At 75.0% G+C, this 25,796-nt stretch carries 24 protein-coding genes; 7 read left to right on the forward strand and 17 right to left on the reverse strand.

Annotated features, from left to right (window positions below):
* Window positions 1-9 precede the first annotated feature (9 nt).
* Together FN207_RS10570 and FN207_RS10575 are read left to right on the forward strand one after the other, a co-directional pair.
* Window positions 10-684, forward strand: a complete 675-nt coding sequence (locus tag FN207_RS10570) for a GAP family protein (RefSeq protein WP_142458444.1) — start codon at window positions 10-12, stop codon at window positions 682-684.
* Window positions 681-2,465, forward strand: a complete 1,785-nt coding sequence (locus tag FN207_RS10575; protein ID WP_246065969.1) for a SulP family inorganic anion transporter — start codon at window positions 681-683, stop codon at window positions 2,463-2,465. The genes FN207_RS10570 and FN207_RS10575 overlap by 4 nt, the downstream gene beginning before the upstream one ends.
* Before the next feature lie 76 nt (window positions 2,466-2,541).
* On the opposite strand, the gene FN207_RS10580 is transcribed toward FN207_RS10575, so the two are convergent.
* From FN207_RS10580 to FN207_RS10590, 3 genes are all read right to left on the reverse strand, one after another.
* Entirely contained in the window at window positions 2,542-3,147 is a 606-nt protein-coding gene (locus tag FN207_RS10580) for a dihydrofolate reductase family protein (protein WP_142458445.1), read from the reverse strand.
* A gap of 181 nt (window positions 3,148-3,328) precedes the next feature.
* A complete protein-coding gene (locus FN207_RS10585) occupies window positions 3,329-3,802 on the reverse strand; it encodes a hypothetical protein (protein WP_142458446.1) in 474 nt (157 codons plus the stop codon).
* 121 nt (window positions 3,803-3,923) lie between these two features.
* On the reverse strand, window positions 3,924-4,379 hold the full coding sequence (locus FN207_RS10590) for a hypothetical protein (protein ID WP_246065970.1): 456 nt from the start codon (window positions 4,377-4,379) through the stop codon (window positions 3,924-3,926).
* Between the two features lie 340 nt (window positions 4,380-4,719).
* Here FN207_RS10590 and FN207_RS10595 point away from each other — a divergent pair, with 340 nt between their 5' ends.
* The gene (locus FN207_RS10595) at window positions 4,720-5,457 is read left to right on the forward strand and encodes an ANTAR domain-containing protein (protein ID WP_246065971.1); all 738 of its coding nucleotides are present in this window, start codon (window positions 4,720-4,722) and stop codon (window positions 5,455-5,457) included.
* Between the two features lie 4 nt (window positions 5,458-5,461).
* On the opposite strand, the gene FN207_RS10600 is transcribed toward FN207_RS10595, so the two are convergent.
* The 5 genes from FN207_RS10600 to FN207_RS10620 form a co-directional block, all read right to left on the reverse strand.
* Window positions 5,462-6,166 carry a class I SAM-dependent methyltransferase gene (locus FN207_RS10600; RefSeq protein ID WP_142458447.1) on the reverse strand — a complete coding sequence of 235 codons (705 nt, stop codon included), beginning with the start codon at window positions 6,164-6,166 and terminating at the stop codon, window positions 5,462-5,464.
* A gap of 50 nt (window positions 6,167-6,216) precedes the next feature.
* Window positions 6,217-6,918, reverse strand: coding sequence for a CPBP family intramembrane glutamic endopeptidase (locus tag FN207_RS10605; protein WP_246065972.1), 702 nt, complete (start codon window positions 6,916-6,918; stop codon window positions 6,217-6,219).
* A gap of 7 nt (window positions 6,919-6,925) precedes the next feature.
* Window positions 6,926-7,498: a dihydrofolate reductase family protein gene (locus FN207_RS10610; protein ID WP_142458448.1), complete on the reverse strand. Its 573-nt coding sequence runs from the start codon at window positions 7,496-7,498 to the stop codon at window positions 6,926-6,928.
* Window positions 7,499-7,595: 97 nt separating this feature from the next.
* Window positions 7,596-8,936 carry a dicarboxylate/amino acid:cation symporter gene (locus tag FN207_RS10615; RefSeq protein ID WP_246065973.1) on the reverse strand — a complete coding sequence of 447 codons (1,341 nt, stop codon included), beginning with the start codon at window positions 8,934-8,936 and terminating at the stop codon, window positions 7,596-7,598.
* A gap of 229 nt (window positions 8,937-9,165) precedes the next feature.
* On the reverse strand, window positions 9,166-10,692 hold the full coding sequence (locus tag FN207_RS10620) for a DUF4389 domain-containing protein (protein WP_142458449.1): 1,527 nt from the start codon (window positions 10,690-10,692) through the stop codon (window positions 9,166-9,168).
* 231 nt (window positions 10,693-10,923) lie between these two features.
* On the opposite strand from FN207_RS10620, the gene FN207_RS10625 reads away from it, so the two are divergent.
* On the forward strand, window positions 10,924-11,706 hold the full coding sequence (locus tag FN207_RS10625) for a sensor histidine kinase (protein ID WP_185938277.1): 783 nt from the start codon (window positions 10,924-10,926) through the stop codon (window positions 11,704-11,706).
* A gap of 9 nt (window positions 11,707-11,715) precedes the next feature.
* Here the strand turns inward: FN207_RS10625 and FN207_RS10630 are convergent, their stop codons facing one another.
* Window positions 11,716-12,384 (reverse strand): response regulator, encoded by a 669-nt coding sequence (locus FN207_RS10630; RefSeq protein ID WP_142458451.1) that lies wholly within the window; start codon window positions 12,382-12,384, stop codon window positions 11,716-11,718.
* 119 nt (window positions 12,385-12,503) lie between these two features.
* The gene (locus FN207_RS10640; RefSeq protein ID WP_246065974.1) at window positions 12,504-12,896 is read right to left on the reverse strand and encodes a hypothetical protein; all 393 of its coding nucleotides are present in this window, start codon (window positions 12,894-12,896) and stop codon (window positions 12,504-12,506) included.
* 186 nt (window positions 12,897-13,082) lie between these two features.
* Here FN207_RS10640 and yidD point away from each other — a divergent pair, with 186 nt between their 5' ends.
* Window positions 13,083-13,514, forward strand: coding sequence for a membrane protein insertion efficiency factor YidD (yidD, locus tag FN207_RS10650; RefSeq protein WP_221888133.1), 432 nt, complete (start codon window positions 13,083-13,085; stop codon window positions 13,512-13,514).
* On the opposite strand, the gene FN207_RS10655 is transcribed toward yidD, so the two are convergent.
* The 4 genes from FN207_RS10655 to FN207_RS10670 all read right to left on the reverse strand — a co-directional run bounded on the left by FN207_RS10655 (window position 13,505) and on the right by FN207_RS10670 (window position 18,615).
* Window positions 13,505-14,635 carry a 5-methyltetrahydropteroyltriglutamate--homocysteine S-methyltransferase gene (locus tag FN207_RS10655; RefSeq protein WP_142458452.1) on the reverse strand — a complete coding sequence of 377 codons (1,131 nt, stop codon included), beginning with the start codon at window positions 14,633-14,635 and terminating at the stop codon, window positions 13,505-13,507. The genes yidD and FN207_RS10655 overlap by 10 nt on opposite strands.
* A 92-nt stretch (window positions 14,636-14,727) precedes the next feature.
* The gene (locus FN207_RS10660; protein ID WP_142458453.1) at window positions 14,728-16,467 is read right to left on the reverse strand and encodes a bifunctional metallophosphatase/5'-nucleotidase; all 1,740 of its coding nucleotides are present in this window, start codon (window positions 16,465-16,467) and stop codon (window positions 14,728-14,730) included.
* Window positions 16,468-16,571: 104 nt separating this feature from the next.
* Complete coding sequence (locus tag FN207_RS10665) at window positions 16,572-17,108, reverse strand: DUF1353 domain-containing protein (protein ID WP_142458454.1); 537 nt, start codon at window positions 17,106-17,108, stop codon at window positions 16,572-16,574.
* Window position 17,109: 1 nt separating this feature from the next.
* On the reverse strand, window positions 17,110-18,615 hold the full coding sequence (locus FN207_RS10670) for an MFS transporter (protein WP_142458455.1): 1,506 nt from the start codon (window positions 18,613-18,615) through the stop codon (window positions 17,110-17,112).
* Between the two features lie 150 nt (window positions 18,616-18,765).
* Here FN207_RS10670 and FN207_RS10675 point away from each other — a divergent pair, with 150 nt between their 5' ends.
* Complete coding sequence (locus tag FN207_RS10675; RefSeq protein WP_246065975.1) at window positions 18,766-19,788, forward strand: iron-containing redox enzyme family protein; 1,023 nt, start codon at window positions 18,766-18,768, stop codon at window positions 19,786-19,788.
* 124 nt (window positions 19,789-19,912) lie between these two features.
* Complete coding sequence (locus FN207_RS10680) at window positions 19,913-21,472, forward strand: methyl-accepting chemotaxis protein (RefSeq protein WP_142458456.1); 1,560 nt, start codon at window positions 19,913-19,915, stop codon at window positions 21,470-21,472.
* 64 nt (window positions 21,473-21,536) lie between these two features.
* Here FN207_RS10680 and FN207_RS10685 read toward each other — a convergent pair whose 3' ends face one another.
* The 3 genes from FN207_RS10685 to FN207_RS10695 are packed head-to-tail and all read right to left on the reverse strand — an operon-like array spanning window position 21,537 to window position 25,732.
* Window positions 21,537-21,854, reverse strand: a complete 318-nt coding sequence (locus FN207_RS10685) for a CDGSH iron-sulfur domain-containing protein (RefSeq protein ID WP_221888134.1) — start codon at window positions 21,852-21,854, stop codon at window positions 21,537-21,539.
* A 43-nt stretch (window positions 21,855-21,897) separates the two neighbouring features.
* Window positions 21,898-24,990, reverse strand: coding sequence for a bifunctional [glutamine synthetase] adenylyltransferase/[glutamine synthetase]-adenylyl-L-tyrosine phosphorylase (locus FN207_RS10690; protein WP_142458457.1), 3,093 nt, complete (start codon window positions 24,988-24,990; stop codon window positions 21,898-21,900).
* Window positions 24,991-24,994: 4 nt separating this feature from the next.
* A complete protein-coding gene (locus tag FN207_RS10695; protein WP_142458458.1) occupies window positions 24,995-25,732 on the reverse strand; it encodes a type 1 glutamine amidotransferase in 738 nt (245 codons plus the stop codon).
* Window positions 25,733-25,796: the final 64 nt, after the last annotated feature.

The raw sequence follows: 25,796 nt of genomic DNA on the forward strand, positions 1-25,796 counted from the left end.
GAGCAGCCGATGGGGCCCGTCCTCGGGGACCTCCTCCCGCTCGCGGTCGGGGTGGCGATCTCGCCGATCCCGATCATCGCGGTCATCCTGATGCTGCTCGCCCCGAAGGCCGGCGGAACGAGCACCGGGTTCCTGCTCGGGTGGCTGGTGGGGATCGCCGGCGCGACGACCGTGTTCCTGCTGCTCGCCGGGACCCTGGACCAGGGCAGCAGCAGTGAGCCCTCCGCGGCGTCGTCGTGGATCAAGCTCGCTCTCGGTGGGCTGCTGCTCCTGCTGGCTGCCGGGCAGTGGCGCTCCCGGCCGAAGCCCGGCGAGGACCCGTCGATGCCGAAGTGGATGACGGCGATCGACCGGTTCACCGCCGGCAAGGCCCTCGGCCTGGGGGTGCTGCTGTCGGCGGTGAACCCGAAGAACCTGCTGATGTGCGTGGCCGCCGGGACGACGATCGCCGGCGGGAGTCTCCCCACCGGCCAGGCCATCGGGTCGGTGGCCGTCTTCACGGTCCTCGCGGCCAGCACGGTCGCGGTGCCCGTGGTCGGCTACGCCGTCGGCCGCAAGCGGATGGCCGGGCCACTGGAGTCGCTGCGGGGCTGGCTGACGACGCACAGCGGAGCCGTCATGGCCACGCTGCTGCTCGTCATCGGCGTCGTCCTGATCGGCAAGGGGCTGGGCGGCCTCGTGTGAGCGGCCGGCCCCGCACGCCGGTGCTGTTCGGCTCGCTGCGCGGCTACCACCTCGGCTGGCTGCGGGCCGACCTGGTGGCCGGGGTGACGGTCTGGGCCGTGCTGGTCCCCGAGTCGCTGGCCTACGCCACCATCGCCGGGGTCCCGCCGGTGGTCGGCCTGTACGCCGCGGTGCCGGCGCTGGTGCTCTACGCCGTCCTCGGGTCCTCGCGGCACCTGGTCGTGGCCTCCATGTCGGCGACCGCGGCACTGTCCGCCGGCATCGTCGGCGACCTGGCCGAGGGCGGCAGCGACCGGTACGTCGCGCTCACCACCGCGCTCGCCGTGGTCACCGGCCTGGTCGGCATCGGCGCCGGACTGGCCCGGATGGGGTTCCTCGCCGCGTTCATCTCCGAGCCGGTCCTCAAGGGCTTCATCGTCGGGCTCGCACTGACGATCATGGTCGGGCAGCTGCCGAAGCTGTTCGGCGTCCCGAAGGGCGAGGGCGACTTCTTCCGGCAGCTCGGCTCCCTGGTCGGCGACCTCGGCGACACCGTCGTCCCGACGCTGCTCGTCGGTGTGGCCAGCCTGCTGCTCGTCCTCCTGCTGCGCCGCTGGCTGCCGCTGGTCCCCGGCTCGCTGGTGGTCGTGCTGCTGGGGATCGCCGCGGTCGCCCTGCTCGACCTCGACGAGGAGGGCGTGGCGATCGTCGGCCCGATCGACGCGGGCCTCCCCCGCCTCGGCCTGCCACACGCCCAGGCCGGCGACTACCTCACCCTGGTCGGCGCGTCGGTCGGCGTGCTGCTCATCGGGTACGCCGAGGGCCTGGGCGCGGCCAAGACCTACGCGGCGAGGGCCGGCTACGACGTCGACCCCAACCGGGAGCTGCTCGGTCTCGGCGCGGCCAACCTGGGCTCCGGGCTGGCCTCGGGCATGGTGGTCAACGGCAGCCTGTCCAAGACCGCGGTCAACGGCGGCGCCGGCGCGAGGACCCAGCTGTCGGGCCTGACCGTCGCCGCACTGACCGTCGTCACCCTGCTCTTCCTCACCGGGCTGTTCGAGCAGCTGCCCGAGGCCACCCTCGCCGCCGTCGTCATCGCGGCCGTCGTCGAGCTCGTCGACGTCCCGGCGCTGCGCCGCCTCTACCGGGTGTGGACGCCGCAGCTGGGCGGCATCTACGGCTGGGCGGCCCGCGCGGACTTCCTCGCCGCCCTCGCCGCGCTGCTCGGCGTCCTCGTCTTCGACACCCTGCCCGGCCTGTTCATCGGGATCGCGGTCTCCCTGGTGCTGCTGCTGTACCGGGCCTCCCGGCCGCATATCGCCCGGCTGGCCCGCGGCTCCGACCCCGACACGTGGCTGGATCTCGACCGCCATCCCGACCTGTCGGCGGATCCGGCGATTCTGGTCCTGCGGGTGGAGTCCGGGCTGTTCTTCGCCAACGCCGACCACGTCCGCGACCACGTCCGCAGCCGCCTGACCGACGACACCCGCGCCGTCGTGCTCGACGCCCAGACCGCCCCGTTCATCGACGTCACCGCTGCCGGCATGCTCACCCAGCTCGCCCACGACCTCGCCCGCGCCCACGTGACCCTGGCCATCGCCCATCCTCTCGGCCAGACCCGCGACGTGCTCCGACGCGCAGCGTCGAGCACCGCAGCCACGCTCAGCGTCCACCCCGACGTCGACGCGGCCGTCAGGGCGACCCGTGCTCACCAGGACGAGCCGACGTCCGCGCCCGGTCATCGCGCTCCGCCGGCGGGCTCACCGGGGGCAGGTGAGACAGCCGGTCGACCCGAGGACTGAACCGTGGTCCTCGACCCGCAGGGTCGACCGCGGTCTGTGCTGTGGGCCCCCGTCTGGACCGGCGGACGGGGCGACGTCACGCAGGGGCGCCGAGCGGCGGGTGCTCGAGCACGCGCGGCTTGTACTCGACCAGCTGGATGCGGCCGTCGAAGGTGCGGTGCTCGATCATCTCGAGGGCGACGTCCGGATAGCCGTCGTAGATGCGTTCTTCGCCCGTGGCCCCGGTGATCACCGGGAAGATCCCGACCCGGAAGCGGTCGACGAGTCCGGCTCGGAGCAGGGACCGGCACAGGCTGAGGCTGCCGATCGTGCTGAGGAGCCCCGAGCCGTTCTCCTTCATGGCGCGGACCGCCTCGACGGCGTCGTCGCGGACGAGTGTGGAGTTGGCCCACGTCAGTGGCTCCTCGAGTGAGGAGGAGAACACCACCTTGGACGCTCGCGTGAGCTCGTCGACCGACGCCTCTTCTTCGGGCCTGAACTCGTCCTGGCCGTCCGGGACCTCGCCGGCGGCGAAGCCCGACATCAGGCGGTAGGTGTTGGCTCCCATCAGGTAGGTGACCTCGGGCTGCTCGCCGAGCCATGCGAGGTACTCCGGGCCCTCGAGGCCCCAGAACCCGGGCCAGCCCTCGCCCGATGCGTAGCCGTCGAGGGAGGTGATGAAGTCGACGAGCAGCTCCGACATGGCCGTGTCCTTTCCTCGGGTGTCACGAGCTCGGACCGGCCTGGAGCCACGAACTCATCGGCCGCCGCATGGCCGGCGTCAGGGCGCGGGAGGCTCGTGCATCACCGGCAGCGGCGAGGTCGTCGTCAGTCGCGACGGGCAGTGCTGGGAGTTCCCCGCCGGCGGGGAACGGGGTCGTGGATCAGTCCGACACGTCGATCCGCTCGTAGGTCAGCTGCAGATCGTCCTCCCAGGGGCCGCCGTCGTGCGACATGGTCCCCTTGGCGTCGAGCCGGCTGCCGTCGCCGGCGATCGTGAGGACCATGCGTTGGGCGAACCCCGCCTCGTCGCGGTGCCACGACACCTCGCCGTCGCCCACCTCGACGGTGTACCGGCGGGAGACGTCCCGTTCGTCGGAGTAGAGCATCGTGAGGGTGCCGGCGGCGTCGTCCGAGCCGATCACCGCCACGGCGCTGGGGATCTCCGGCTCGTCGATCTCGGAGCGCATCAGGACGAAGGCGCCGCCCTCGTGGCGTGCGAACGACGTACGGCCGTGGAAGGTCGTCCCCGGCACGTGCGGATGCGTCGCGGTCGTGCGCCAGGTGCCCAGCACCTGCGCGAGCGGTTCGAGTGCGGGGTTGGGTCGCTGCGCTTCGGGGCCGATCGGTGTCGTCATCCACCGGATGCTCGCAGGCCTCCAAGGCATCCCACCTCCCCGAATCGCCCTGGCGGTGCCAGCCGACGTGACAGGTGGAGCGGGAGGGGCGGCGCCTGTGTTCGTGCACGCGGGGCGCGGGTCACCTCGGGCCGGCGTGCTGCAGCAGTGCAGGCAAGGCGGCAATGTATCTACGACGGAGGCGCGTCCTGGTCTCGTGATCGAGGAGCGCCATGCGGTCCGGGTCGGTGTTGGAGGCGATGTCGGCGAGCTCGACCGCGAGAGCCACCGGATCGGCACGAACCCGCGCGTAGTAGGTCACCCGAGCCTCGTGCGGCCGGAACGTGAGGGCATCGACAGCGGCCAGCACCTGCTCGCTGAAGTGACGTGCGGCGAGCTCCTCCAGCGACACGGCGGTGTCCTCGACGACGTCGTGCAGGTAGGCGACGGTCCGCAGCACCGGGTCGTCGCCCACGCGCCGAGCGACGTCGGCGACGTGTGCCCTGAAGTAGTCGAGTCCTGCCTCGTCGACCTGGCCGTGGTGTGCATGCACAGCCAGTTCGCGTGCTCGCAGCATCGCGGCCTCTGAGGGACTCACGGGCGCCACTCCTCGCGGATTCCAGGTCTCGGATGAGAAGTCGAGGCATCGCGTCGGCTCACGCTCGCCCCCGTGCTCGCTGTTGTCCAGAGCTGTGACCGCAGTGAGCGTGGACGGGTTCGGCGCGAGCTGTCGAAGGGAGAGCGGGCGCCCTCGGCCGGCTCCGTACCGACGCCTGCCGCCCTCACGGACGTCGCTGCGCGGGCCCGCTCTCCATCGGCTCTCAGCAGGTCCGGGCGCGTCGGACCACGGAGGATGCGATTGCCGGCGGACTCGCGGGGGAACACCCTCCCGGCTGCCCGGAGAGGACTGCCGGGCCCGGTCCTCGCTGGAGTCCGCCGTGAGCATCCTGGAGCGCTTCTCCGTCGCACTGGCCGCCTCGGCGGTCGAGCTGCCCGGTCCTGAGCTCGTCCCCGAGCGGCTGGCGCGCACCGCGGCGCAGGTGCTGCCCGTCGACGGCGCCGGCCTGAGCCTGTTCTTCACCTCCGGCCGGCGGCTGCCGCTCGGGGCCAGCGACGACGACGCGGCGGTGGCCGAGCGGCTGCAGTTCACCGTCGGCGAGGGGCCGTGCCTGTCCGCCCACGCGACGGGACGGCCGGTCACCGCGGACGAGGCCACCATCCGGCTGCGCTGGCCGGCGTTCTACGAGGAGCTCAGCGCACGGACCGCGATCCGCGGTGTCATCTCGCTGCCGATGGAGGACGAGTTCCGCGGGTTCGGTGCCCTCGACCTCTACCTGGCCGAGCCCGGCGACGTCCGCGCGGTCAGCCTGGCCGACGCCCTGGACGTCGTCGCCGAGGTCGCGGGGGTGTTCCGGGCGACCAACCGCAGGGCCTCGCCGCAGGCGGACGGGCCGGCGTGGCTGGACGCGCCGTCGGCCGGGCGCCGGTCGCTGGTGTGGCAGGCGATGGGGTTCGTCAACGCCGGCCTCGGGATCAGCAGCGCGGACGCCCTGGAGCTGCTGCGGGCACACGCCTACGGCGAGGGGGTGGACCTCGACGAGGTCGCCGCCCGCGTGGTGGCGCGGGAGCTCCCGCTGGAGGAACTGTCCCTGGACTCCGACGCCCCGCACGGGTGAGCGGTCAGCCGGCGGCCCCGTCCGGCCGCCGGGTCAGCACCGCCTGCTGCCGGTAGCGCGGGATGCTCACCGTCCGGGCAGCCAGCCCCGAGGGCCGCTTCGTGGACTGGGGCAGGCGGAGCACCCGCCGGATCAGCAGGCCCGCCGCGGCCAGCGGATAGGACAGCGGCGTGAGGTCCTCCGCGACGACGGTGAGCCCGGCACCGACCAGCACCTCGTCGACGGCCGCGGCCGAGCGGTACTCCCGGACGTGGGTCTTGTCGAGGACCCAGCCGGCCTGCGGGTTGCGCCGGAAGTACCAGGCGCCGGGCAGCTTCACCGGCGTCTCGACGTAGACGTACCCGCCGGGCCGGGTGATGCGGAGCAGTTCCCGGGCGAAGACGGAGTCGTCGGGGACGTGCTCGATCACGTGGCTCGCGGTCGCGACGTCGAAGGTGCCGTCCTCGACCGGCACGACGCCGTCGGGCGAGGTGAGCACGGTGTGGCCGTGGCTGCGGGCCAGTTCCGCACGCAGGTTCGACACCTCGTAGCCGGTCACCGTCCAGGAGTCCCCGTAGCCGCTGCGGAGCCGGTCCAGCAGCGCGCCCTCGCCGCACCCGACGTCGATCAGCGAGCCGCCGGACCCGTCCAGCACCCGCCGCAGCAGGTGCGGCACGGTCGCCTCGTCGTCGAGTTGCCGGTAGGTCTGCGCGTACGCGTCCCAGTCCATCTGTCCCCTCAGCGTGCGCTCGGGTCCCCCGTCCGGTCAGGTCGGGCAGCCTACTCACGATCACGGCGGCCGGCGGCCGCCGCGGCGACGGTCCCGAGGTCGTTGGCGGCCAGGTGGACCAGCGCCGGCGCCAGCAGGCTGCCGCTGCGCCGGCGCAGCCCGGTGAACAGGACGTCGACCGCGGCGGTGCCGAGGCAGGCGGCGACCAGCCCGGCCCGGCGCGCCGGACCCGTCCCGACGCCGTTGAGCGCGAGGCCCTCGAGCGTCGGCGCGACGTGCCACAGCCCGAACAGCGCCGCGGCCGCGGCGTCCGCCGCCCGCCGGGGCAGCACGCGGTGCAGCGCCGGCGGCAGGACCCCGCGGAAGGCGACCTCCTCCCACAGCACGGTCCCGACCGGGATCCGCACCAGCACCCGCTCCGCCAGTTCCCGCCGGCCCAGCCCGGTGACCCGCGCGTCGGCGAGCAGCGGCCGCAGCGCGGGCAGGGCGAGCGCCGCCGCGTACCCGGCGCCGACCACCGCGGCGCAGGTCCCGCCGTACCGGGCGCCGGAGGCCAGCCGCCGCGGGTCCAGGCCGAGCTCGGACCACGACGTCCCGCGGGCGCGGGCGGCCGCCAGCAGCGCCACGGCGGCCGTGGCGTTCGCGGGCGCGTACGCGCGCCGGGGCAGCCGCGGCACCAGCAGGTCGTTCCACGCCGCGAGCAGCAGCGTCAGTCCCGCGGCCCAGCCGACGTCGGAGCCCCGGGCTGACACGGGACGGTCAGCGCGCGCGGGAGTAGGTCAGCACCGCGGGACCGCCCGGGAAGGTCCGGACGTCGTCCAGGACGAAGCCGATCGGCGCGAACTGCGCCCCGAAGGCGCGGCGGCCGGCACCGGCGACGACCGGGTACTGCTTGACCACCAGCCGGTCGATCTCACCCAGCAGCTGTCCGGCCAGGTGCCCGCCGCCGGCGAGGTAGACGTCGAGCCCGTCCTCGGCCTTGAGGGCGCGCACGGCCGCCAGCGGGTCGTCCCGGACGACGGTGACCTCGGGGCCGGGCGACTCCAGGGTCCGCGAGACCACGACCTGCCGCAGGTGGGAGTAGGGGCTGACGATCCCGGCGGCCAGGGCCGGGTCGTAGGTTCGCCGTCCCATGACGATCGTGTCGAAGCGCCGGTTGGGCGTGCCGTCGATCCCCATCGCGCGGCGCACGTGGGTGGGCAGGGCGTCGGCGTACTCGGCCGCCATCCACTGCGTGAACGGCTCGCCCAGGACGTAGAAGTCCACCTCGTCGTCGGGACCGGCGATGACCCCGTCGATCGAGACCCCGATGTAGTAGACGAGATCGCGCACGCGCGCCACGGTCCCGGCCGCGGGGAGGGCGCGCAACCGGCACCGGGCCGGCGACCTCCGCAGGGAGGCCGCCGGCCCGGTGCGGGACCAGCCAGTGTCAGACGGCCGCGGGCTGCCGCAGGTCGGCGTCGATCCCGCCGGTCTCGGGGGCGACGGGAGCCGACGCGCGGCCCGAGCGGAACCGCTCGAGGTCGAGGATGCCCTCGCGCTTGGCGACGATCGTCGGGACCAGCGCCTGGCCGGCCACGTTCACCGCGGTGCGGCCCATGTCGAGGATCGGGTCGATCGCCAGCAGCAGGCCGACGCCGGCCAGGGGCAGGCCCAGGGTGGACAGCGTGAGCGTCAGCATGACCACCGCGCCGGTCACGCCGGCAGTGGCGGCCGAGCCGACCACGGAGACCAGCGCGATGAGCAGGTAGTCGGTGACCGACAGCGACACGTCGAAGAACTGCGCCACGAAGATCGCCGCGAGCGCCGGGTAGATCGCCGCGCAGCCGTCCATCTTCGTCGTCGCCCCCAGCGGGACGGCGAAGGAGGCGTAGGACCGCGGCACGCCGAGGCTCTGCTCGGTGACCCGCTCGGTCACCGGCAGGGTGCCGATCGAGGAGCGCGACACGAAGGCCAGCTGGATGGCCGGCCACGCACCGGCGAACCACCGCAGCGGCGAGAGGCCGTGCAGGCGCAGCAGCACCGGGTAGACGACGAAGAGCACCAGCGCGAGGCCGGCGTAGACCGAGCCGGCGAAGACGCCCAGCGAGCCGAGGGAGTCCCAGCCGTAGGTGGCCACGGCGTTGCCGATCAGGCCGACGGTGCCCAGCGGGGCCAGGAGGATGACCCACCACAGCACCTTCTGGACGACGGCCAGCGCGGAGCGGACCAGGCCGAGGAACGGCTCGGCCGGCTCGCCGACCTTGAGCACGGCGACGCCGATCGCGACCGAGAGCACGATGAGCTGCAGGACGTTGAACGACAGGGAGCCGTCGGGCGAGCCCTGCAGGCCCAGGACGTTCTGCGGGACCAGGCCGGTGAGGAAGTCCCACCAGGAGCCGGTGGACTCGGGCAACTGCTGGGCGGCGGCGTCGACGGAGCTGTTGCGCCCGGGCTGGGTGAGCAGGCCCAGGCCGATGCCGATGGAGACCGCGATCAGCGCGGTGATCGCGAACCACAGCAGGGTCTGCCCGGCCAGCCGGGCGGCGTTGGAGACCTGCTTGAGGTTGGCGATGCTGACGATCACCGCGGTGACGATCAGCGGCGGGACCAGGACCTTCAGCAGCGTGACGAAGGTGCTGCCGATGGTCTGCAGGGTGCTGGTGAGCCAGTTCGGCGTGCCGTCGGCGACGGGACCGAGGTCGCGGGCCACGAGGCCGAGCGCGACGCCCACGACGAGGGCGAGGAGGACCTGCGCCGCGAACGGGACGCGGCGGAGACGGGCGAACACGAGAGGAGGTGCCTTCCGGGGGTGCTGGAGGAGGGGGACGACGGCGTGCGGCGTCGTCAGCCGGCGGTCGTCACCCGGCCGAAGTCCAGCTCACGGCGCCGCGTGAGCCCCCAGACGTTCTCCACGGAGCAGGTCAATGCGGCCGCGGCGCCGGTGCATCCCGGGTGTGCCCGTTCTCACCCGGCGGCCGGCGTGCGGTGCCCGGCCCCCGGGCACTGCACGGCCCGTCTCAGGGCCGCACCCGGGTGCCGTCGCTGGGCGCCGGGCGCGGCTCGGGGATCCGGACCCCGTCCGTCGGGGGCGGGGTGGTGGCGGCCCGGTGGACGCCCAGGACCACCAGCGCCGTGCCCCCGGCGGCCAGCACCACGCCGGCGAGCAGCAGCACGACCGCGATCCAGGTCAGGCCCGGCACCGGTGCCGCCACCGCGACCTCCGCGGCGACGCCGGCCCCGCCGTCGGCCCGCATGAGGACGAGCGTCCAGTCGCCGTCGGCCGGGCGCCAGTCCAGCTCCCGGGTGCCGGCACCGGCGGCCGAGGCCACCCAGATGCCCGCCTCGCCGGGTGCCGCGGCCGGGGCCTCGCCGGGGACGTCGCGGGTGGTGACGGTGTCGGAGGGGACGCCGTCGCCACCGATCTCGTCCAGCACGGAGTGCCCGACGCCGTCGAGGTAGCTGGCCACGTCGGCGGTGCGGCCGACGCCGACGAACAGCTCGTCGTCCGGACGGACCGGGGTGGCCTGCAGCCGGACGGTGCCCAGCAGGTCGTCGACGACCCAGTCCAGCCCCTCCCCGCCCAGGGCCAGGTCCCCGGTGGTGACGGCGTACCGGTCGCTGCTGACCTCGGCGTCGGCCGACCACAGCAGGCCGTCCTCGCGCTGGGTGGTGTCGGCCCACAGCAGCGCCCCGCCGGCCACCAGCGGCCCCGTGGACACGGCCAGCAGCGCTGCGCCCACGACGACGGCGGTCACGCGACCGGCCGTCCACCGTCCGGGCACCGGGTACGGGCTCGGCGGTGCCGCCGCCGGCCCCGCCGACGTCGCGGTGAGCACCGCCGGGGCGGTCGCGGGCACCGCCGGCCCCGAGCCGGGGTCGGTGCCGCCGAGGTCGAGCCGGAACGGCGGGTAGACGTCGGTGAGCAGGCCGACGTACGCGGCCACGCGCAGGACCCAGCGGTCCATCCCCAGGACGAGGTCGAACAGCGGCTCGGGATAGCGCCCGGTGAACAGCAGCACCAGGGCCGACACGACGACGAGCAGGGGGACCAGCCCGCCGAACGCCCAGCCGTCGTCCCAGCCGTCACCGGCCCAGTCGGTGCTCCACGCCCAGACGCCACCGCCGACGAACAGCGCGACGACGAGGTAGTGCGGCAGCGCGAGCAGCCACTTGACCAGGACCAGGCCCCGCGACATCCGCTCCGGGTAGGTGACGTGGAAGGAGGCCGGGTAGCCCGGGACCTCCGCGAGCGTGAACGGCGGGTACCGGTCGGTGCCCAGCGCGCTGTAGCCGTAGTACTGCACGCGCCAGGTCCAGCGCAGCACCCCGACGGAGAAGTCGAACAGCGACCGCGGGTACCGGCCGGTGACGAGGACGGCGAAGAACGCCGCGACGGTCACGAGCAGCCAGGCCAGCCACAGGAACGCCAGCACGACGACGTGCGGCACCAGCAGCAGCCACTTGAGCAGCCACAGCCAGCGGGAGAGCGGGGCGTCGAGCACGCCGTCCACCCGCACCGGGTGGGACGTCCGGATCTCGGTCACGGGGCTCCCCCTCCCCGCCGCACAGGGCCCGCGACCGGGTCGTCCCGGGTCGCCGGCGGACCTCCCCGACGCTGCTCGCGCCCGCGTCCGCGGGACACCGACCAACGACCCGGGCCCACCGGGACCTCCGCCCCGGCCGCATCCGGGAAGACGGCGCGCCGACGGTGGGTTCCCGCCCGCCCGGTCGGGTGTCACGCTGGGGGCAGCAGGGCTGACCGAGAGGAGGCGGCCGTGACCGTGTCGCGCATCGTGCCGGCTCCGCGCAGCGGCGACGACGTCGTACTGGACGAGGTGCGCGAGCGCCTCGCCGACGTCCACCGCAGCCAGGAGCGGGTCGCCGACCTCCTGGACGCCCTGCTCAGCACGGCTCCCTCCCCCGGCCCGGCCCTCCTCCCCGGCGACCCCGAGCCCTCCCCGGAGGAGCTCGCCGTCTCCGCCGACCGCGACCGCATCGCGCGGGACCTGCACGACCACGTCGTGCAGCAGGTCTATGCCGCGTGCCTGTCCCTGCAGGCGGTGCTGCCGCGGGTGGCCGACCCGGCGGCCCGCCGCCGCATCGCCGAGGTCGTCGAGCAGCTGGACGGGACGGTGCACGACCTGCGGACGACGATCTTCGACCTGCACACCCGCGACGCCGCGGGCGCGGGCCTGCGCCGCCGGCTGCTCGACGTCGTCACGGCGACGGCCGGCTCGCTGTCGTCGACCGTGCGGGTGTCCGGGGTCGTCGACGACCTGGTCACCGGGTCGCTGGCCGCCGACGTCGAGGCGGTCGCGCGCGAGGCGGTGAGCAACTGCGTCCGCCACTCCGGGGGTCGGCAGGTCACCGTCACCCTCGACGTCACCGGCGAGGTGGTGCTCGAGGTGGTCGACGACGGCCGCGGCATCGACCCCCGCGCCGCGCGCAGCGGGCTGCGCGACCTGGCCGAGCGCGCGCAGCGGCGCGGGGGCGGGCTCACCGTCGCCCGCCGGCCCGGTGGCGGCACCTGCCTGCGCTGGTGGGCGCCGCTCGGCTGAGCGCCGGCCTCAGGGCGACTGGACGCCCGTGCGGATCTCGGTCGCGAGCACGGCCGCCTGGGTCCGCCGCTCGAGCCCGAGCTTGGCCAGCAGGTGCGAGACGTGGTTCTTCACGGTCTTCTCGGCGAGGAACATCCGCTGGCCGATCTGCCGGTTGGTCAGGCCCTCCCCGATCAGCTGCAGGACCGTGCGCTCCTGCGCGGACAGCCGGGTCACCGGTCCGGTCGGCTCGACCGTCCGGCGCAGGCGGGCGAAGACCGCCGCCGTCGCCGCCGGGTCCAGCAGCGACCCGCCGGCGGCGACCGTGCGCACGCCCTCGACGAGGTCCCGGCCGAGCACCTGCTTGAGCAGGTAGCCCGACGCGCCGGCGAGGATCGCGTCGACCATCGCCTCGTCGTCGCTGTAGCTGGTCAGCACGACCAGCGCGAGGCCGGGCACGCGCGAGCGCAGCTCACGGCCGATGGTGATGCCGTCCCCGTCGGGCAGCCGGACGTCGATGACGGCGACGTCGGGCCGCAGCGCCGGGACCCGCGCCAGCGCCTCCGCCGCGGTACCGGCCTCGCCCACGACGGTCAGGTCCGGGGCGGCCCCGAGGACGGCGGCCACGCCCCGCCGCACGACCTCGTGGTCGTCGAGCAGGAAGACGGTCGTCGTGCGGGGCCTCCGGTCGGTCTCCACCGGTCGCCTTCCGTCCCCCGCCGCAGCGGCGCCCGGCCACCGGCCCGCCCGGTGGCGTCCCGTGGGTCGCAGGCTAGGCGCCGGAGCCGCCCCGCACACGGGGTCGGAGGTCCCGGGTGTCAGGCGGCGTCGTCGACCGCGTCGTCGACCGCGTCGTCGACGGCCTCGTCCACCGCGTGGTCCGCGGCCGCGGCGTCCTGGAGGCCGACCATGACCTCGTTGGTCTGCAGGGTGACCAGCCAGGCCAGCGCGTGGTCCTCCACCGGCCGGCCGGTGACCTGCGCGATGGCGTCGAGCTGGGCGGCGACCAGCCCGCGGGCGGCCTGGTAGACGTCGGCCGCGGAGACGGCCATGTCGAGCTCGTCGAGCCAGAGCCGGCCGTCGGGCAGCACCCGGACGTCGGTCTGGCTGCCGACGCCGAGGTCGGCGGCGGCGCTGGTCAGGACGGACATGCCGGCGCGCAGCTCGGTCAGACGGCGGGAGCGGCGGTCGGGGGACGACGGCACGGACATGACGTCTCCTCTCGGACGGGCCCGATGAGCTCGGGACGTGCCCTCAGAGTCGGCACCCCGGCGGCCGGGGTGGAGCCCTCCTGGGGCGCCCGCCGACCCCTGTGACGGGAGGGACGAGACGTTGCGTGCCCGACCCGCGCGGCAGGCCCTTCCCCCGGAACGCGCCGACCTGCACGATCCCCCGCCGTGACCAGCCGCCCCGGGTGCACCCGACGACGCCAGCGCTCCAAGCGGAAGGGCGCGAGCAGCGCCGACAGCTCCTGCGACGGCTGCGAGAGCGGCTGCGACGCCATCAGCCTGTTCTCCCTGCTGTGGCTGGCCCTGCCCGCGGCGTTCGCGACCCCGGCCCCGGCCGGCACCCCGTGGGCGGCGCGCGGGGCGGTCCGGCTCGTCGTCGCCTACCGCGAGCGCGTCAGCCCCACCCGGCCGCCGTGCTGCCCGTTCACCCCGACCTGCTCGACCTACGGTCTCGAGGCGCTGCGGACGCACGGCGCCCTGCGCGGGCTGCGGCTGACCCTCGCCCGGCTGCGCCGCTGCCGCCCCGGAGCGGGCGGCAGTGACCCGGTGCCGGCCCTGGCCGGGACTCAGGCCACGACTCAGGCCACGACTCAGGCATAGCCCCACACCTCCTGGGCGACCTCGACGACGAGCGCCAGCTTGGCCACCTGCTCGTCGCGGGTCAGCGCGTTGCCCTCCACGGTCGAGGAGAACCCGCACTGCGGCGAGATCGCCAGCTGCTCGAGCGGGACGTGCCGCGCCGCCTCCTCGATGCGGCGCTTGAGGTCGTCCCTGCTCTCCAGCCCCGGCCGCTTCGTCGTCACCAGGCCCAGCACGACCCGCTTGCCCGGCGGCACGAAGCGCAGCGGCTCGAACCCACCGGAGCGGGCGTCGTCGTACTCGAGGAAGAACCCGTCGACCTCCAGGCCGCCGAACAGCGCCTCGGCGACGAAGTCGTAGCCGCCCTCCGCGACCCACGACGAGCGGAAGTTGCCGCGGCACAGGTGCGTGGTCACGGTCAGCCCCTCGGGACGGCCGGCCAGCGCGGCGTTGATCTGCCGGATGTAGCGCTCGTGCTGGTGCTCGGCGTCGCGGCCCTGGGCGGCGAGCTCGGCCCGCTGGGCGGGGTCGTTGAGGTAGGCCAGGCTGGTGTCGTCGAGCTGCAGGTAGCGGCAGCCCTGCGCGGCGATGCCCTGCACCTGCGAGGCGTAGGCGGCCGACAGCGCGTTCCAGAACGCGTCCTCGTCGGGGTAGACGGCCGGGTCGATCGCCGCCGCGCCACCGCGGTAGTGGACCATCGACGGCGAGGGGATCGTGAGCTTCGCCGTCTGCCGATCGGTGACCAGGCCCTGCAGGTGGGCGAGGTCGCGGCCGAAGATCGGCTCCGGGATGCCCAGGGGACCGTCGACGTGCAACCCGGCCGGGGTGTAGTCCAGCGTCCCGTCGGCGTTCCGGAAGTGGACGACGATGTCCTCGCCGGTCACCCGGCTGATGCCGTCGATGGCGTAGATGAAGTCCATGTGCCACGAGGCCCGGCGGAACTCGCCGTCGGTGGCGGTGCGCAGCCCGATGTCACCCTGCAGCCGGACGACGTCGGCGATCGCCTCGTCCTCGGCACCGCGCAGCTCGGCGTCGTCGATCTCCCCGGCGGCGTGGCGGGCGCGGGCCTCGAGCAGCGACGCGGGACGCAGCAGGCTGCCGACGTGGTCGGCGCGGAACGGCGGGCCGGAGGCATCGGTCATGCCCGCGAGCCTCGCGCAGACCGCCTCCGGACGCGCGTCGGCGGCGGCCCCCCGGAGAGGGCCGCCGCCGACGTGCGGGGGTGCGGCTCGGCTCAGGCGACCGCGGTGATCCGGTCGAGCGCCGGTGCCGGCACCGGCGAGCTCGCGCCCAGGTAGGCGGTGAACGCGTCGAGGTCGATCGACGTCGTGACCGCGCCGGTCCCGTCCCTGAGCACGGTGAACCCGTCCCCGCCGCCGGCGAGGAAGTTGTTCACCGTGACCCGGTAGGTCTCCGACGCCACGACCGGCTCGCCACCGATGGTGACCGAGGCGTCCGGCACCTTGCTGCCGGTGCACGGGTCGGCGCCCGCGGCGGCCGCCGTCCCGCTCGCCGACACCTGGTACGCCACGCCGGCCGAGGCGTAGAGGACCCGGTTCACCTGGAACTGCTGCTCGAGCAGGCAGTTGAGCTGGGCGCCGGTCAGGTCGAGCGTGACCAGGTTGTTGGCGAAGGGCTGGACCGTGAACGCCTCCTCGTAGGTCACCTCACCCGCCAGCAGGTCGGCCCGCACCCCGCCCGGGTTCATGAACGCCGCCACGGCTCCCTCGTCGAGGGTGTCGGCCAGCTGCGCGTCGGCGATGACGTTGCCCAGGGTCGACTCGGCGCCGTCGGCCACCGGCTCCTGCGCCCGGGTCAGGTCGGTGGCCACCGTGCCGACGACCTCGCCGGCGATCGGGCCCAGCGCCGTCCGGTACCGCTGGATCAGGGAGGTCTGCGCCGGGTCCCGCGGCACGTCGCGGGTGACGACGACGTTCTCCGCCGCGGCGGTGAGGACGTCGCCCGAGCGCCGGTCCACCGTCAGGTCGATGTCGGTGACCAGCCGGCCGGCGGAGCTGGCACTCGTGACCAGCTTGCCGTCGATCTCGCAGTTGTAGGCCTGGTGGGTGTGGCCGCTGACGACGACGTCGATGGCGTCGCTCATCCCGGTGGCGATGTCGGTGATCGGCCCGGTGAGCCCGGTGCACCCGTTGACGTCCCAGGAGCCCTGCGCCTGCTGCCCGCCCTCGTGGAGCAGGACGACGATGGTCTCGACGCCCTGGGCCTGCAGCTCCGCGGCGTAGCGGTTGGCCGTCTCCACCTCGTCGGCGAAGTCGAGGCCCGCGACACCCTGCTGGCTGACGATCTGCTCGGTGCCCTCGAGGGTCATGCCGATGAAGCCGATCGGCACGCCCTGCACCCGGTCGATCGCGTAGGGCGCCAGGAGCGGCTCGCCGGTCTCGGTGACGAAGGCGTTGGCCGAGAGGTACTGGAAGTCGGCGCCCTCGTACGGGGTGCCGTCGGCGCACCCGTCGACGGGGTGACAGCCGCCGTTCTGGATCCGCAGCAGCTCGGCCGCGCCCTCGTCGAACTCGTGGTTGCCGACGCTGGCGTAGTCCAGGCCGGCCAGCCCGAGGGCCTCGATGGCGGGCTCGTCGTGGAAGGCGGCCGACAGCAGCGGCGAGGCACCGATGAGGTCACCGGCCGCGACGGTGATGCTGTGGTGCTTGCGCTGCTCGGCGGCCAGCTGCTGCAGCTGGGTGGACAGGAACTCCACGCCGCCGGCGTCGACGGTCGGGGCCGGCAGCGGACCGCTACCGTCCGGGTCCGGGCCGGTCTGGATGCGGCCGCCCGAGCCGGTCGGCTCCTCGAGCTGGCCGTGGAAGTCGTTGAGGGCGAGGAGCTGGACGTCGACCGGCTTCGGGCCGTTCGGGGCCGCGCCGGCGGGTGCCAGGGCGGCCCCGACGACCAGGCCGGTCATCGTCGTCGTCACGGCCGCGGCCACGGTCGCGCGGCGCAGGACTGAGGGGCTCATGCAGGACTCCGGTGGTCGTGCGGCGGGGACGCCGGCCATCGCACCCGCGTCCGGTGACGCGAGTGTGACGGACCGGCACACCCCGGGCACGCCGGGGAGGCTCCTCAGCCGCTCGGCCGACGGCTCCACGGCCGCACGCCCGACTCCCCCGACACCAGCCGCTCGGCGGCCGCGTAGACCAGCAGGCCGGGGACGACGAGCAGCGACGGCGGCAGCACCAGCGGCGCGGCAAGCACCGAGATCGCCAGGACACCCGGGGCGCTGAACACCCAGCCGGGCCGCCGCTCGGGATCGGTCAGCGCGCCCCAGCGGACGCCGGCCCACATGAGCCAGCGCAGCAGGACGGGCACGCCGGCCTCCCGCATCACCCGGCGGAAGACGCCGTCGGCCTGCCGGGAGGTGACCACCCCGGTGCGGATGCCGACGGTGCACAGCCAGTCGTGCAGCACCGCGGCCAGGGTGTAGCGCCCCGACCGCGGCACCAGCCACAGCACCGGCCGCGGCACGCTGGCCAGGTCGGTGACGAAGCCCGCGGGGACGACGAAGCGGTCCCGCTCCCCCACGTAGGTCAGCGGCTCGACGAGCGTCCAGCCGTCGGCGCCGGCGGTGCGCAGCACCGCCGACGCCGGCTCGAACGGCACGTCAGAGCCGCGGCCGGGCCGCGCCCTCGGCGCGGGCACCCGGACGGCGCGCGGCGAACGGCGTGGCGATGTCCTCGAGCGACTTGCCCTCCGCGTCGATGCCGAGCACCGCGGCCACGATCCCGCCGAGGACCATCACGGCCGCCCCGAGGAGGTAACCCCAGAACAGCCGGATCGGCTCCGAGCCGTCGCCGATCAGCGAGCCGTAGACGACCGGCCCGAGCGCGCCGAAGCACTGGGCGATGGCGAAGAAGACGGCGATCGCCTTGGCCCGGACCTCCATCGGGAAGATCTCGCTGACGGTCAGGTACGCCGAGCTGGCGCCGGCCGAGGCGAAGAAGAAGATGACCGACCAGGCGATGGTCTGCGTGTAGGCGTTGAGCACGTCGGCCTGGAAGAGCACCGCGGTGACCGCCAGCAGGACGCCGGACAGGATGTAGGTGCCGGCGATCATCTTCTTGCGGCCGACGGTGTCGAACAGGTGCCCGAGCACGAACGGCCCGGCCAGGTTGCCCACGGCGAAGGCGATGAGGAACAGCGGCGCGTCGCCGGAGTCCACGTCGTAGTAGGTGCCCAGCACCAGCACGTAGGTGAAGAAGATCGCGTTGTAGAGGAACGACTGGGTGATCATCAGCGTCGCGCCGTAGACCGCCCGCGCGGGGTACTCCTTGAACAGCACCCGGGTCAGCGCCGCGTAGCCGATGTCCGGCGTCGGCTTGAGCTCGATCGCCCGGCTCTCGTCGACCGGCTCCAGCGTGCGGCCGCCGTGCTCGACCTCGTGCTCGATGTAGGCGATGGTCCCCTCGGCCTCCTCCTCGCGGCCGTGCATGACCTGCCAGCGCGGGCTCTCCGGCAGGTGCCGCCGGACCAGGAGGATGACCAGGCCCAGCACCGGGCCGATGAGGAACGCGATCCGCCAGCCCACGCTGGGCTCGAAGGCGTTGAGCAGGATGAACGTGCCCAGGGTGCCGAGGACCGCGCCGCCCCAGTAGGTGCCGCTCACCATGATGTCGACCCGGCCGCGGTACTTCGCCGGGATGAGCTCGTCGATGGCGGAGTGGATGGCGGCGTACTCCCCGCCGATGCCCATGCCGGCGATGAACCGGGTGACGTAGAGGAAGGCCACCCAGCCCGGCCCGTTGCCGAGGGTGAGGGCGGTCAGGCCGCTGCCGATCAGGTAGACGGCGAGCGTGATCATGAACAGCTTGCGGCGGCCCAGCTTGTCCGACAGCCGGCCGAAGAACAGCGCGCCGACGACCTCGCCGAGCAGGTAGACGGTCGCGATCAGCCCGACCTCGGTCCCCGAGAGCCCGAGCGTCTCGGGCTCGGTCAGGCGGTCGACGACGGCGCCGGCGACGGTGATCTCCAGCCCGTCGAGGATCCAGGCCGTGCCCAGCGCGGCCACCATCCGGGTGTGGAACGGCGACCAGGGCAACCGGTCGATCCGTGCCGGGATGAGGCTGCGGATCACTCCCGGCGCTTCGGCCGGCTTCGACAGGCTCGTCATCGAGCACCTCCAGTTCGGGAACCGCGGCGCGCCGTACCCCGTTGGACACTGGTTGACGCGCGCAACGGCGACGTCCACCGATCGGTCGACACGGGACCGCCTGTGCGGCACTCCATCGCGCGCGGTGCATCGAACCCGCGGTCGCTGGGCATGGCCCGGACCATGCGCCTGCCCGAGCCACGGGGCCCCCTCTCCGCCGCCCTCCGCGACGACCTGCCCGCCGGGTCGGTCTCCCCCGCCACCGTCGACCTGGCCCGCACCACCGCCGCGGACAGCCCCGACCCGCTGCACGACGACGACCTGCAGCTGGCGCTGGCGCTCTGCTACGAGCTGCACTACCGCGGGTTCGACGGCGTCGACGACGCGCTCGAGTGGGACCCCGACCTGCTCACGCTGCGCGCGCACCTGGAGCGCCGGCACCTCGCGGCACTGCGCGAGCTCACCGGCCCGGTCGCCGTCAGCGGGGAGCCGGTGGACCAGCAGCTGACCGCGCTGATCGCCGCCGACGACGGCCCGTCGCTGTCGAGCTTCATGGCCAAGCGCGGCACCGCGGAGCAGTGGCGCGAGTACCTGACCCTGCGGTCGGTCTACCACCTCAAGGAGGCCGACCCGCACACCTTCGCCATCCCCCGGCTCTCCGGCCGCGCCAAGGCCGCGATGGTCGAGATCCAGGCCGACGAGTACGGCGGCGGTGCGCCCGAGCGCATGCACAGCGAGCTGTTCGCCGGGATGATGCGCGACCTCGGCCTCGACGCCGGCTACGGCGCCCTGTGGGACGACGCCCCGGCCGTCGCCTTCACCTCCGTCAACACCATGTCGCTGTTCGGCCTGCACCGGCGCTGGCGGGCCGCGGCGCTGGGGCACCTCGCCTGCGTGGAGATGACCTCCTCGGAGCCCAGCCGCCGCTACTCCGCCGGGCTGCGCCGGCTCGGCCACGACGCGACGACGACGGTCTTCTACGACGAGCACGTCGAGGCCGACGCCGTCCACGAGCAGATCGCCTCGGTCGACATGTGCGGCTCCCTGGTGGCCGAGGACCCCTCCCTCGCCGCGGACGTGCTCTTCGGCGCCGCCTGCTCCCTGGCCCTCGACGGGCTGGCCGCGCACCACCTGCTCGGCGCGTGGGAGGCCGGCCGCTCGGCCCTGCGCGGGAGGCGGGCGCTCGCGGCCTGAGTCGCGATCGGGTCTCGCGTTCTGCGCCGGATCCGTTCCGGCTGCAGTCCGCGACACCGCTGCCGAACCTCTGGGCGCGAGGACCGCCGAACAGCGCGCGGTCCCCCGACCCCGGAGGACGACCATGTGGCGGCGCACCGACCAGGACCCGTCCGCGACGCAGGACACCGCGGCGATGCCGCGCGACGTCGAGACCCTCGAGAAGGTCGTGGAGGTCCTCGACGAGGGCGTGGCCACGGTGCTCGACGCCCACGTCGCCGTCGTCCGCACGATCCGGGAGACCTGCGGCCTCGGGTACGGCGCCGTGTGGCTGCCCGACGGCGAGGGCGCGTTCCGGCTCGCCTGGGAGGGCGGCCCCCTCACGCCCGCGATGACCGCGACGTGGCCGGGCGACGGCCGGCTGACCGAGGCCGCGGGCCTGGGCGGGCGCGCGCTGCGCGAGCGCCGGACGGTGCACATGGACACCGCCCCGGCCGGTCGCGGCCAGTGCGTCCGCTGGGAGACCGCCTGGTCGGCCGGGGCCCGCGACGGCTGCTTCGTCCCCGCCGTCGACGACGGCCGCGTCACCGCCGTCCTCGAGTTCCACAGCGCCACGCCGCTGCCGTTCTTCGGCGTCCGCGAGGAGAAGTGGCGCACCATCACCCGCCTGCTCAACCACGCCCGCCGCGCGGCGCTGGCCACCTCGGCGCTGCGCGCGACCCTCGACGACCGCGCGGCCGTGACCACCGTCGTCACGAGGGTCGGCGAGGCCACCGACGAGGCCTCGGCCCTGCGGACGGCGCTGGAGACCGTGCGCACGGCCTTCGGCTGGGCCTACGGCTCCTACTGGGCGCTCGACGAGACCGAGAACGTGCTGCGCTTCCAGACCGAGTCCGGCTCGGCCGGCGAGGAGTTCCGCACGGTCACCCTCGCGGCCAGCTTCGCCGAGGGCGTCGGGCTCTCGGGCCGGGCGTGGCAGCGCCGCGACCTGGTGTTCGTCCGCGACCTGGCCGAGGTCACCGACTGCGTGCGCCGCCCCGCCGCCCAGCGGGCCGGCGTGAAGTCCGGCGTCTGCTTCCCGGTCACCGTGGGCGGCCGGGTCATCGGCACGATGGACTTCTTCGTCACCGAGACCATCGACCTGTCCGACTCGCGGGCCGACGCGCTGCGCAACGTGCAGCAGCTGGTCAGCCAGCGCCTGGACACCCTGCGCCGCGCCTCGGCCGACGCCGAGCGCTCCCGCGAGCTGCTCGACAGCGTCGACCGGCTGCGCGAGGCCGCCGACGCCGCCGGCCAGGTGGCCGAGAACGCCGTCGCCCAGGCCTCCACGATGACCGCCGAGGTCGCCGCCCTGACCGAGGCCTCGACGTCGATCGGCGAGGTCATCCGGATCATCTCCGGCATCGCCGACCAGACGAACCTGCTCGCGCTCAACGCCACGATCGAGGCGGCGCGGGCCGGCGAGCTCGGCCGCGGCTTCGCCGTCGTCGCCAGCGAGGTCAAGGACCTGGCCCGGGAGACCGCGGCGGCCACCCAGCGGGTGTCGGACCAGATCGCCGGCATCCAGGCCAGCAGTGACCAGGTCACCGCCGGCATCCACGCCACCAGCGAGGTGATCGGCCAGCTCGACGCCGTGCAGGCGCGGATCACCGACGTGCTCGAGGACCAGGTCCGGATGGCGCGGTCCATCCAGGACGCCGCCTGAGCACGAACACAGACAGCGGTGGCACGGGCCGGGCACGGGGCCGGCCCGTGCCGCCGCACCCCTCTCAGTCGGTGTCGGGCCGGCGGGCCTGACGCAGGATGGCCGCGGCCGGCCGGGGCCGGCTCGGCGCGCTCGGCGCGGAGAACCCCGAGCGCTTGTGGCTGCCGTCGCAGAAGGGCTTGATGCCGGACTTGCCGCACCGGCACAGGGCGACCGTCTTCCGGCCGGGGTCGATCTCGGCGCCGTCCTGGTCGACCAGCCGGAAGTCCCCGCGCACGATCAGCGGCCCGTCGCGGTAGGGCGTGATGGTCGCCGCCCCCTCGGCGGGCAGGTCGGCGGGCAGGTCGGCGTCGGGGAGGTCGTCGGCGGCGGCTGAGCTCACTCCCCCAGCGTGCCCCGCGCGCGCCACCGGCACACCCGGCGGGTCACCCGGCCGGCTGGCCGTAGAAGACCTGCTCGACGACGCCGCGGGCGTGCCGGGTGGTGCGCCGGTAGTCGTCGAGGAACTGCCCGGGGTCGACGTCGGCGCCGTGGCCGCTGGCCCGCGCGACGCCGGCCAGCTCCAGCCCGGGCCGCGGCAGCTGGTCGCCGGGGCGCCCGCGGACGAGGAAGACGGCGTTGCGGGCGCGGCTGGCCAGCTCCCACGCGTCGCGCAGCGCCCCGGCCTGCTCCGCGCCCAGCAGCTCGGCGGCGGGCAGCTCGGTGAGCGCGTCGACGGTGGAGGGCGTCCGCAGCGCCGGCACCGCGGCGGCGTGCTGCAGCTGCAGGAGCTGCACGGTCCACTCGACGTCGGCCAGGCCGCCGCGGCCGAGCTTGGTGTGGGTGGCCGGGTCGGCACCGCGCGGCAGCCGCTCGCGCTCGACGCGGGCCTTGATGCGGCGGATCTCGGCGACCTGCTCGGCCGACAGGCCCGCCTCCGGGTAGCGCAGCGGGTCGACCAGCTCCATGAACGCCGCGCCCAGCTCCGGGCTGCCGGCCACCGGCGCCGCGCGCAGCAGCGCCTGCACCTCCCACACCGACACCCAGCGCTCGTAGTACTCGCGGAAGGCGTCGAGGCTGCGGACCAGCGCGCCCTGGCGACCCTCGGGCCGCAGGTCGGCGTCGACCTCGAAGGCGGGGTCGGGCGCGGGCTCGCCGAGCAGCCGGCGCAGCGTGTGGGCGACCGCGTTCGCCGCCTGCGTCGCCCGGCCCTCCTCGGCGCCCGCCCGCGGGCGGTGGACGAAGAGGACGTCGGCGTCGGAGCCGTAGCCCATCTCCCCGCCGCCGAGCCGGCCCATGCCGATGACGGCGAGCTCCATGGGCACGTCGGCGGGGGCGGTGCCGGTCTCCCGCGCCCACGCCCGGACGGCGACGTCGAGCCCGGCCTGCAGCGTGGCCACGGCGACGTCGGTGAGCGCCTGCCCGACCCGGACGACGTCGAGGCGGCCGAGCAGGTCGGCCGAGGCGATCCGCAGCAGCTCCTGGCGGCGCAGCCCGCGGATCACGCGGATGCCGGCCTGCGGGTCGGGCGCGCGCCCGGCCGCGGCGCGCCAGGCCCCGGCCAACGAGGCGGCGCCGCGCGGCTCGAGCTCGTCGTCGTCGGCGAGGATGCGCAGCGCCTCGGGGGTGCGGGTGATCAGCGCGGCCACGTACCGGCTGGAGCCGAGCAGCCGGGCCAGCCGCTCGGCCACCTGGCCCTCGTCGCGCAGCAGCCGCAGGTACCACTGGTTGCCGCCGAGCGCCTCGCTCACCTGCCGGTAGGCCAGCAGGCCGGCGTCGGGGTCGGCGCAGTCGGCGAGGGTCTGCAGCACCACCGGCAGCAGGTAGCGCTGCATCGACGCCGACCGCGACACCCCGCCGGTGAGCGCGCCCATGTGCCGCAGCGCGCCCTGCGGGTCGCCGAACCCGAGCGCGCGCAGCCAGTCGCCGGCGGCCTTGCTGCCCAGCTGCGCGGCCTCGGCCGGCACCTTGGCCACCGCCGACAGCAGCGGCCGGTAGAAGAGCTTCTCGTGCAGCCGGCGCACCTCGCGGGTGTGCAGGTTCAGCTCGGCGCGCAGCACGTCGACGGCGGTGCCGCGGGCGTCGGGCTTGTAGCCCATCGAGCGGGCCAGCCAGCGCAGCTGCTGCTCGTCGGTGGGCAGCAGGTGGGTGCGCCGCAGCCGCAGCAGCTGCAGCCGGTGCTCGACGGTGCGCAGGAAGCGGTAGGAGGCGATGAGGGTGTCGGCGTCGTCGCGGCCGACGTAGCCGCCGGCCCGCAGCGCGGTCAGCGCCGGGAGCGTGCCGCCCACCCGCAGCCGGACGTCGACCCGCCCGTGCACGAGCTGCAGCAGCTGGACGGCGAACTCGACGTCGCGCAGGCCGCCGCGGCCCAGCTTGAGCTCCCGGTCGGCCTGCCCCGGCGGGATGTTGTCCTCCACCCGCCGCCGCATGGCCTGCACCTCGGCGACGAAGCCCGGCCGGTCGCCGGCCTGCCACACCATCGGGAACAGCTCGTCGACGTAGGACCGCCCGAGGTCGGGGTCGCCGGCCACCGGGCGCATCTTCAGCAGCGCCTGGAACTCCCAGGTGCTCGCCCACTGGCGGTAGTAGGCGGCGTGGTTGGCCAGCGTGCGCACCAGGGCGCCGGCCTTGCCCTCGGGGCGCAGCGCCGCGTCGACCTCCCACGCCGCCTCGCGGCAGATCCGCATGAGCGCGGCGGCCACCCGGGTGGCGCTCTGCAGCGCCGGCGCCTCGGGGTCGCTGGGGTCGACCGGCTCGGCGACGAACACGACGTCGACGTCGCTGACGTAGTTGAGCTCGCGGCCGCCGGTCTTGCCGAGCGCGATGACCGCCAGCCGGCAGGCCGCCGCGGTGTCGGGTTGCTCGGCGACGGCGAGCGCGAGCCCGGCGGTGAGCACCGCGGCGGCGACGTCGGCGAGCTCGGCGGCGACGTCCTCGGCCGACAGGCCCTCGCCGAGGTCGCGCCCCGCCAGGCTCAGCACCGCCCGCCGGTAGGCCAGCCGGAGCGCGGCGACCCGCTGCGGGGAGGCGTCGGGCGCCGCCTTCCCGAGCCGGACGCCCCACGGCGGGTCGTCGGGGTCGGCGCCGACGGCGGCCAGCATGTCCCGCTCGAGCGCGTAGGCGGCCGGGCGCACCTGGCCGCGGTCCTCGTCGTCGAGGACCGTCCAGTCCCCGGGGTGGGCGGCGAGGTGGTCGGCCAGGCCCGCGCTGGCCCCGAGCACCGCGAGCAGCCGGCTGCGCAGCGCCGCGGAGCCGCGCAGCCGGGCGAGCAGGGCCGCGGCGGCGGCGCCGTCGGGGTCGGCGGCGTCGAGGGCCTCGACCAGGCGGGACAGCGAGCGGACGGCGAGGTCGGGGTCGCCGGCGCGGGCCAGCGCGGAGACGACCGGCGCGGCCTCGGGGTCGGCCGGCTCGTTGCGGTCGAGGTCCCACAGCCCCAGGGCGGGGTCGGACAGCAGCAGGGCGGCCTTCTCGCCGTCCTCGAAGCCGAAGCGGGCCAGCCGCACGACCGCGCGGCGGGGCACCTCCCGAGCGGTGGTCACCGGGTCAGACCGCGGCGCCGCGGGCCGCGCGCACCAGGTCGGCGAAGCGGGCGGCGAACGGCGCCCAGACCTCCTCGAGGTCGGGGTGCACGGCGGCGGCGCGCTCGGCCACGGTCGCGGCGTCGAACGGGGTGGAGGCGACACCCTCGGGGTCGCTGTCGGCCCAGCGCCGCACGATCTCCGGCGTCGTCTCGACGTGGAACTGCAGCCCGTAGGCCGCGCGGCCGACGCGGAAGGCCTGGTGGGCGTAGCGCACGCCGCTGGCCAGCAGGGTGGCGCCGGCGGGCAGCTCGCTGATCTCGTCGTGGTGCCACTGCACGACGTCGGGGCTCAGCGGCACCGCGGCGAACAGCGGGTCGGTCTCGGCGGCGTCGCGCCGCGCGACCAGCGCGGCGCCGACCTCGGGCCCGTCGGCGCCGACCCGCACCCGGCCGCCGCCGGCCTGCGCCATCAGCTGCGCGGCGAGGCAGACGCCCAGCGCCGGGGCGCCGTCGGCCAGGGCGCGGGCGAGCAGCGCGCGCACCGGACCCAGGCCGCTGACCGCGTCGTCGTCGAGGCTGGACTGCGGGCCGCCGGTGACCAGCAGCCCGTCGTACCCGGACAGGTCGGCGGGGACGTCGTCGCCGGCGTCGAGGTGCCGCTCGTCGAGGTCGAGGCCGGCGGCGCGCAGCCACTCCCCCAGACGGGCGGGCGGGGCGGTGTCGCTGGGCACGACGACGAGCAGGCGGGGGCGGTCCGGCACGTGTCCGAGCCTAGTTCCGCCTCACCGCCCTGCCCGGCAGGACCGCTCCGGGGGTGTTCTCCGT

Origin of the sequence: Geodermatophilus aquaeductus, from assembly GCF_900182545.1 — a bacterium.
Classification (GTDB): domain Bacteria; phylum Actinomycetota; class Actinomycetes; order Mycobacteriales; family Geodermatophilaceae; genus Geodermatophilus; species Geodermatophilus aquaeductus.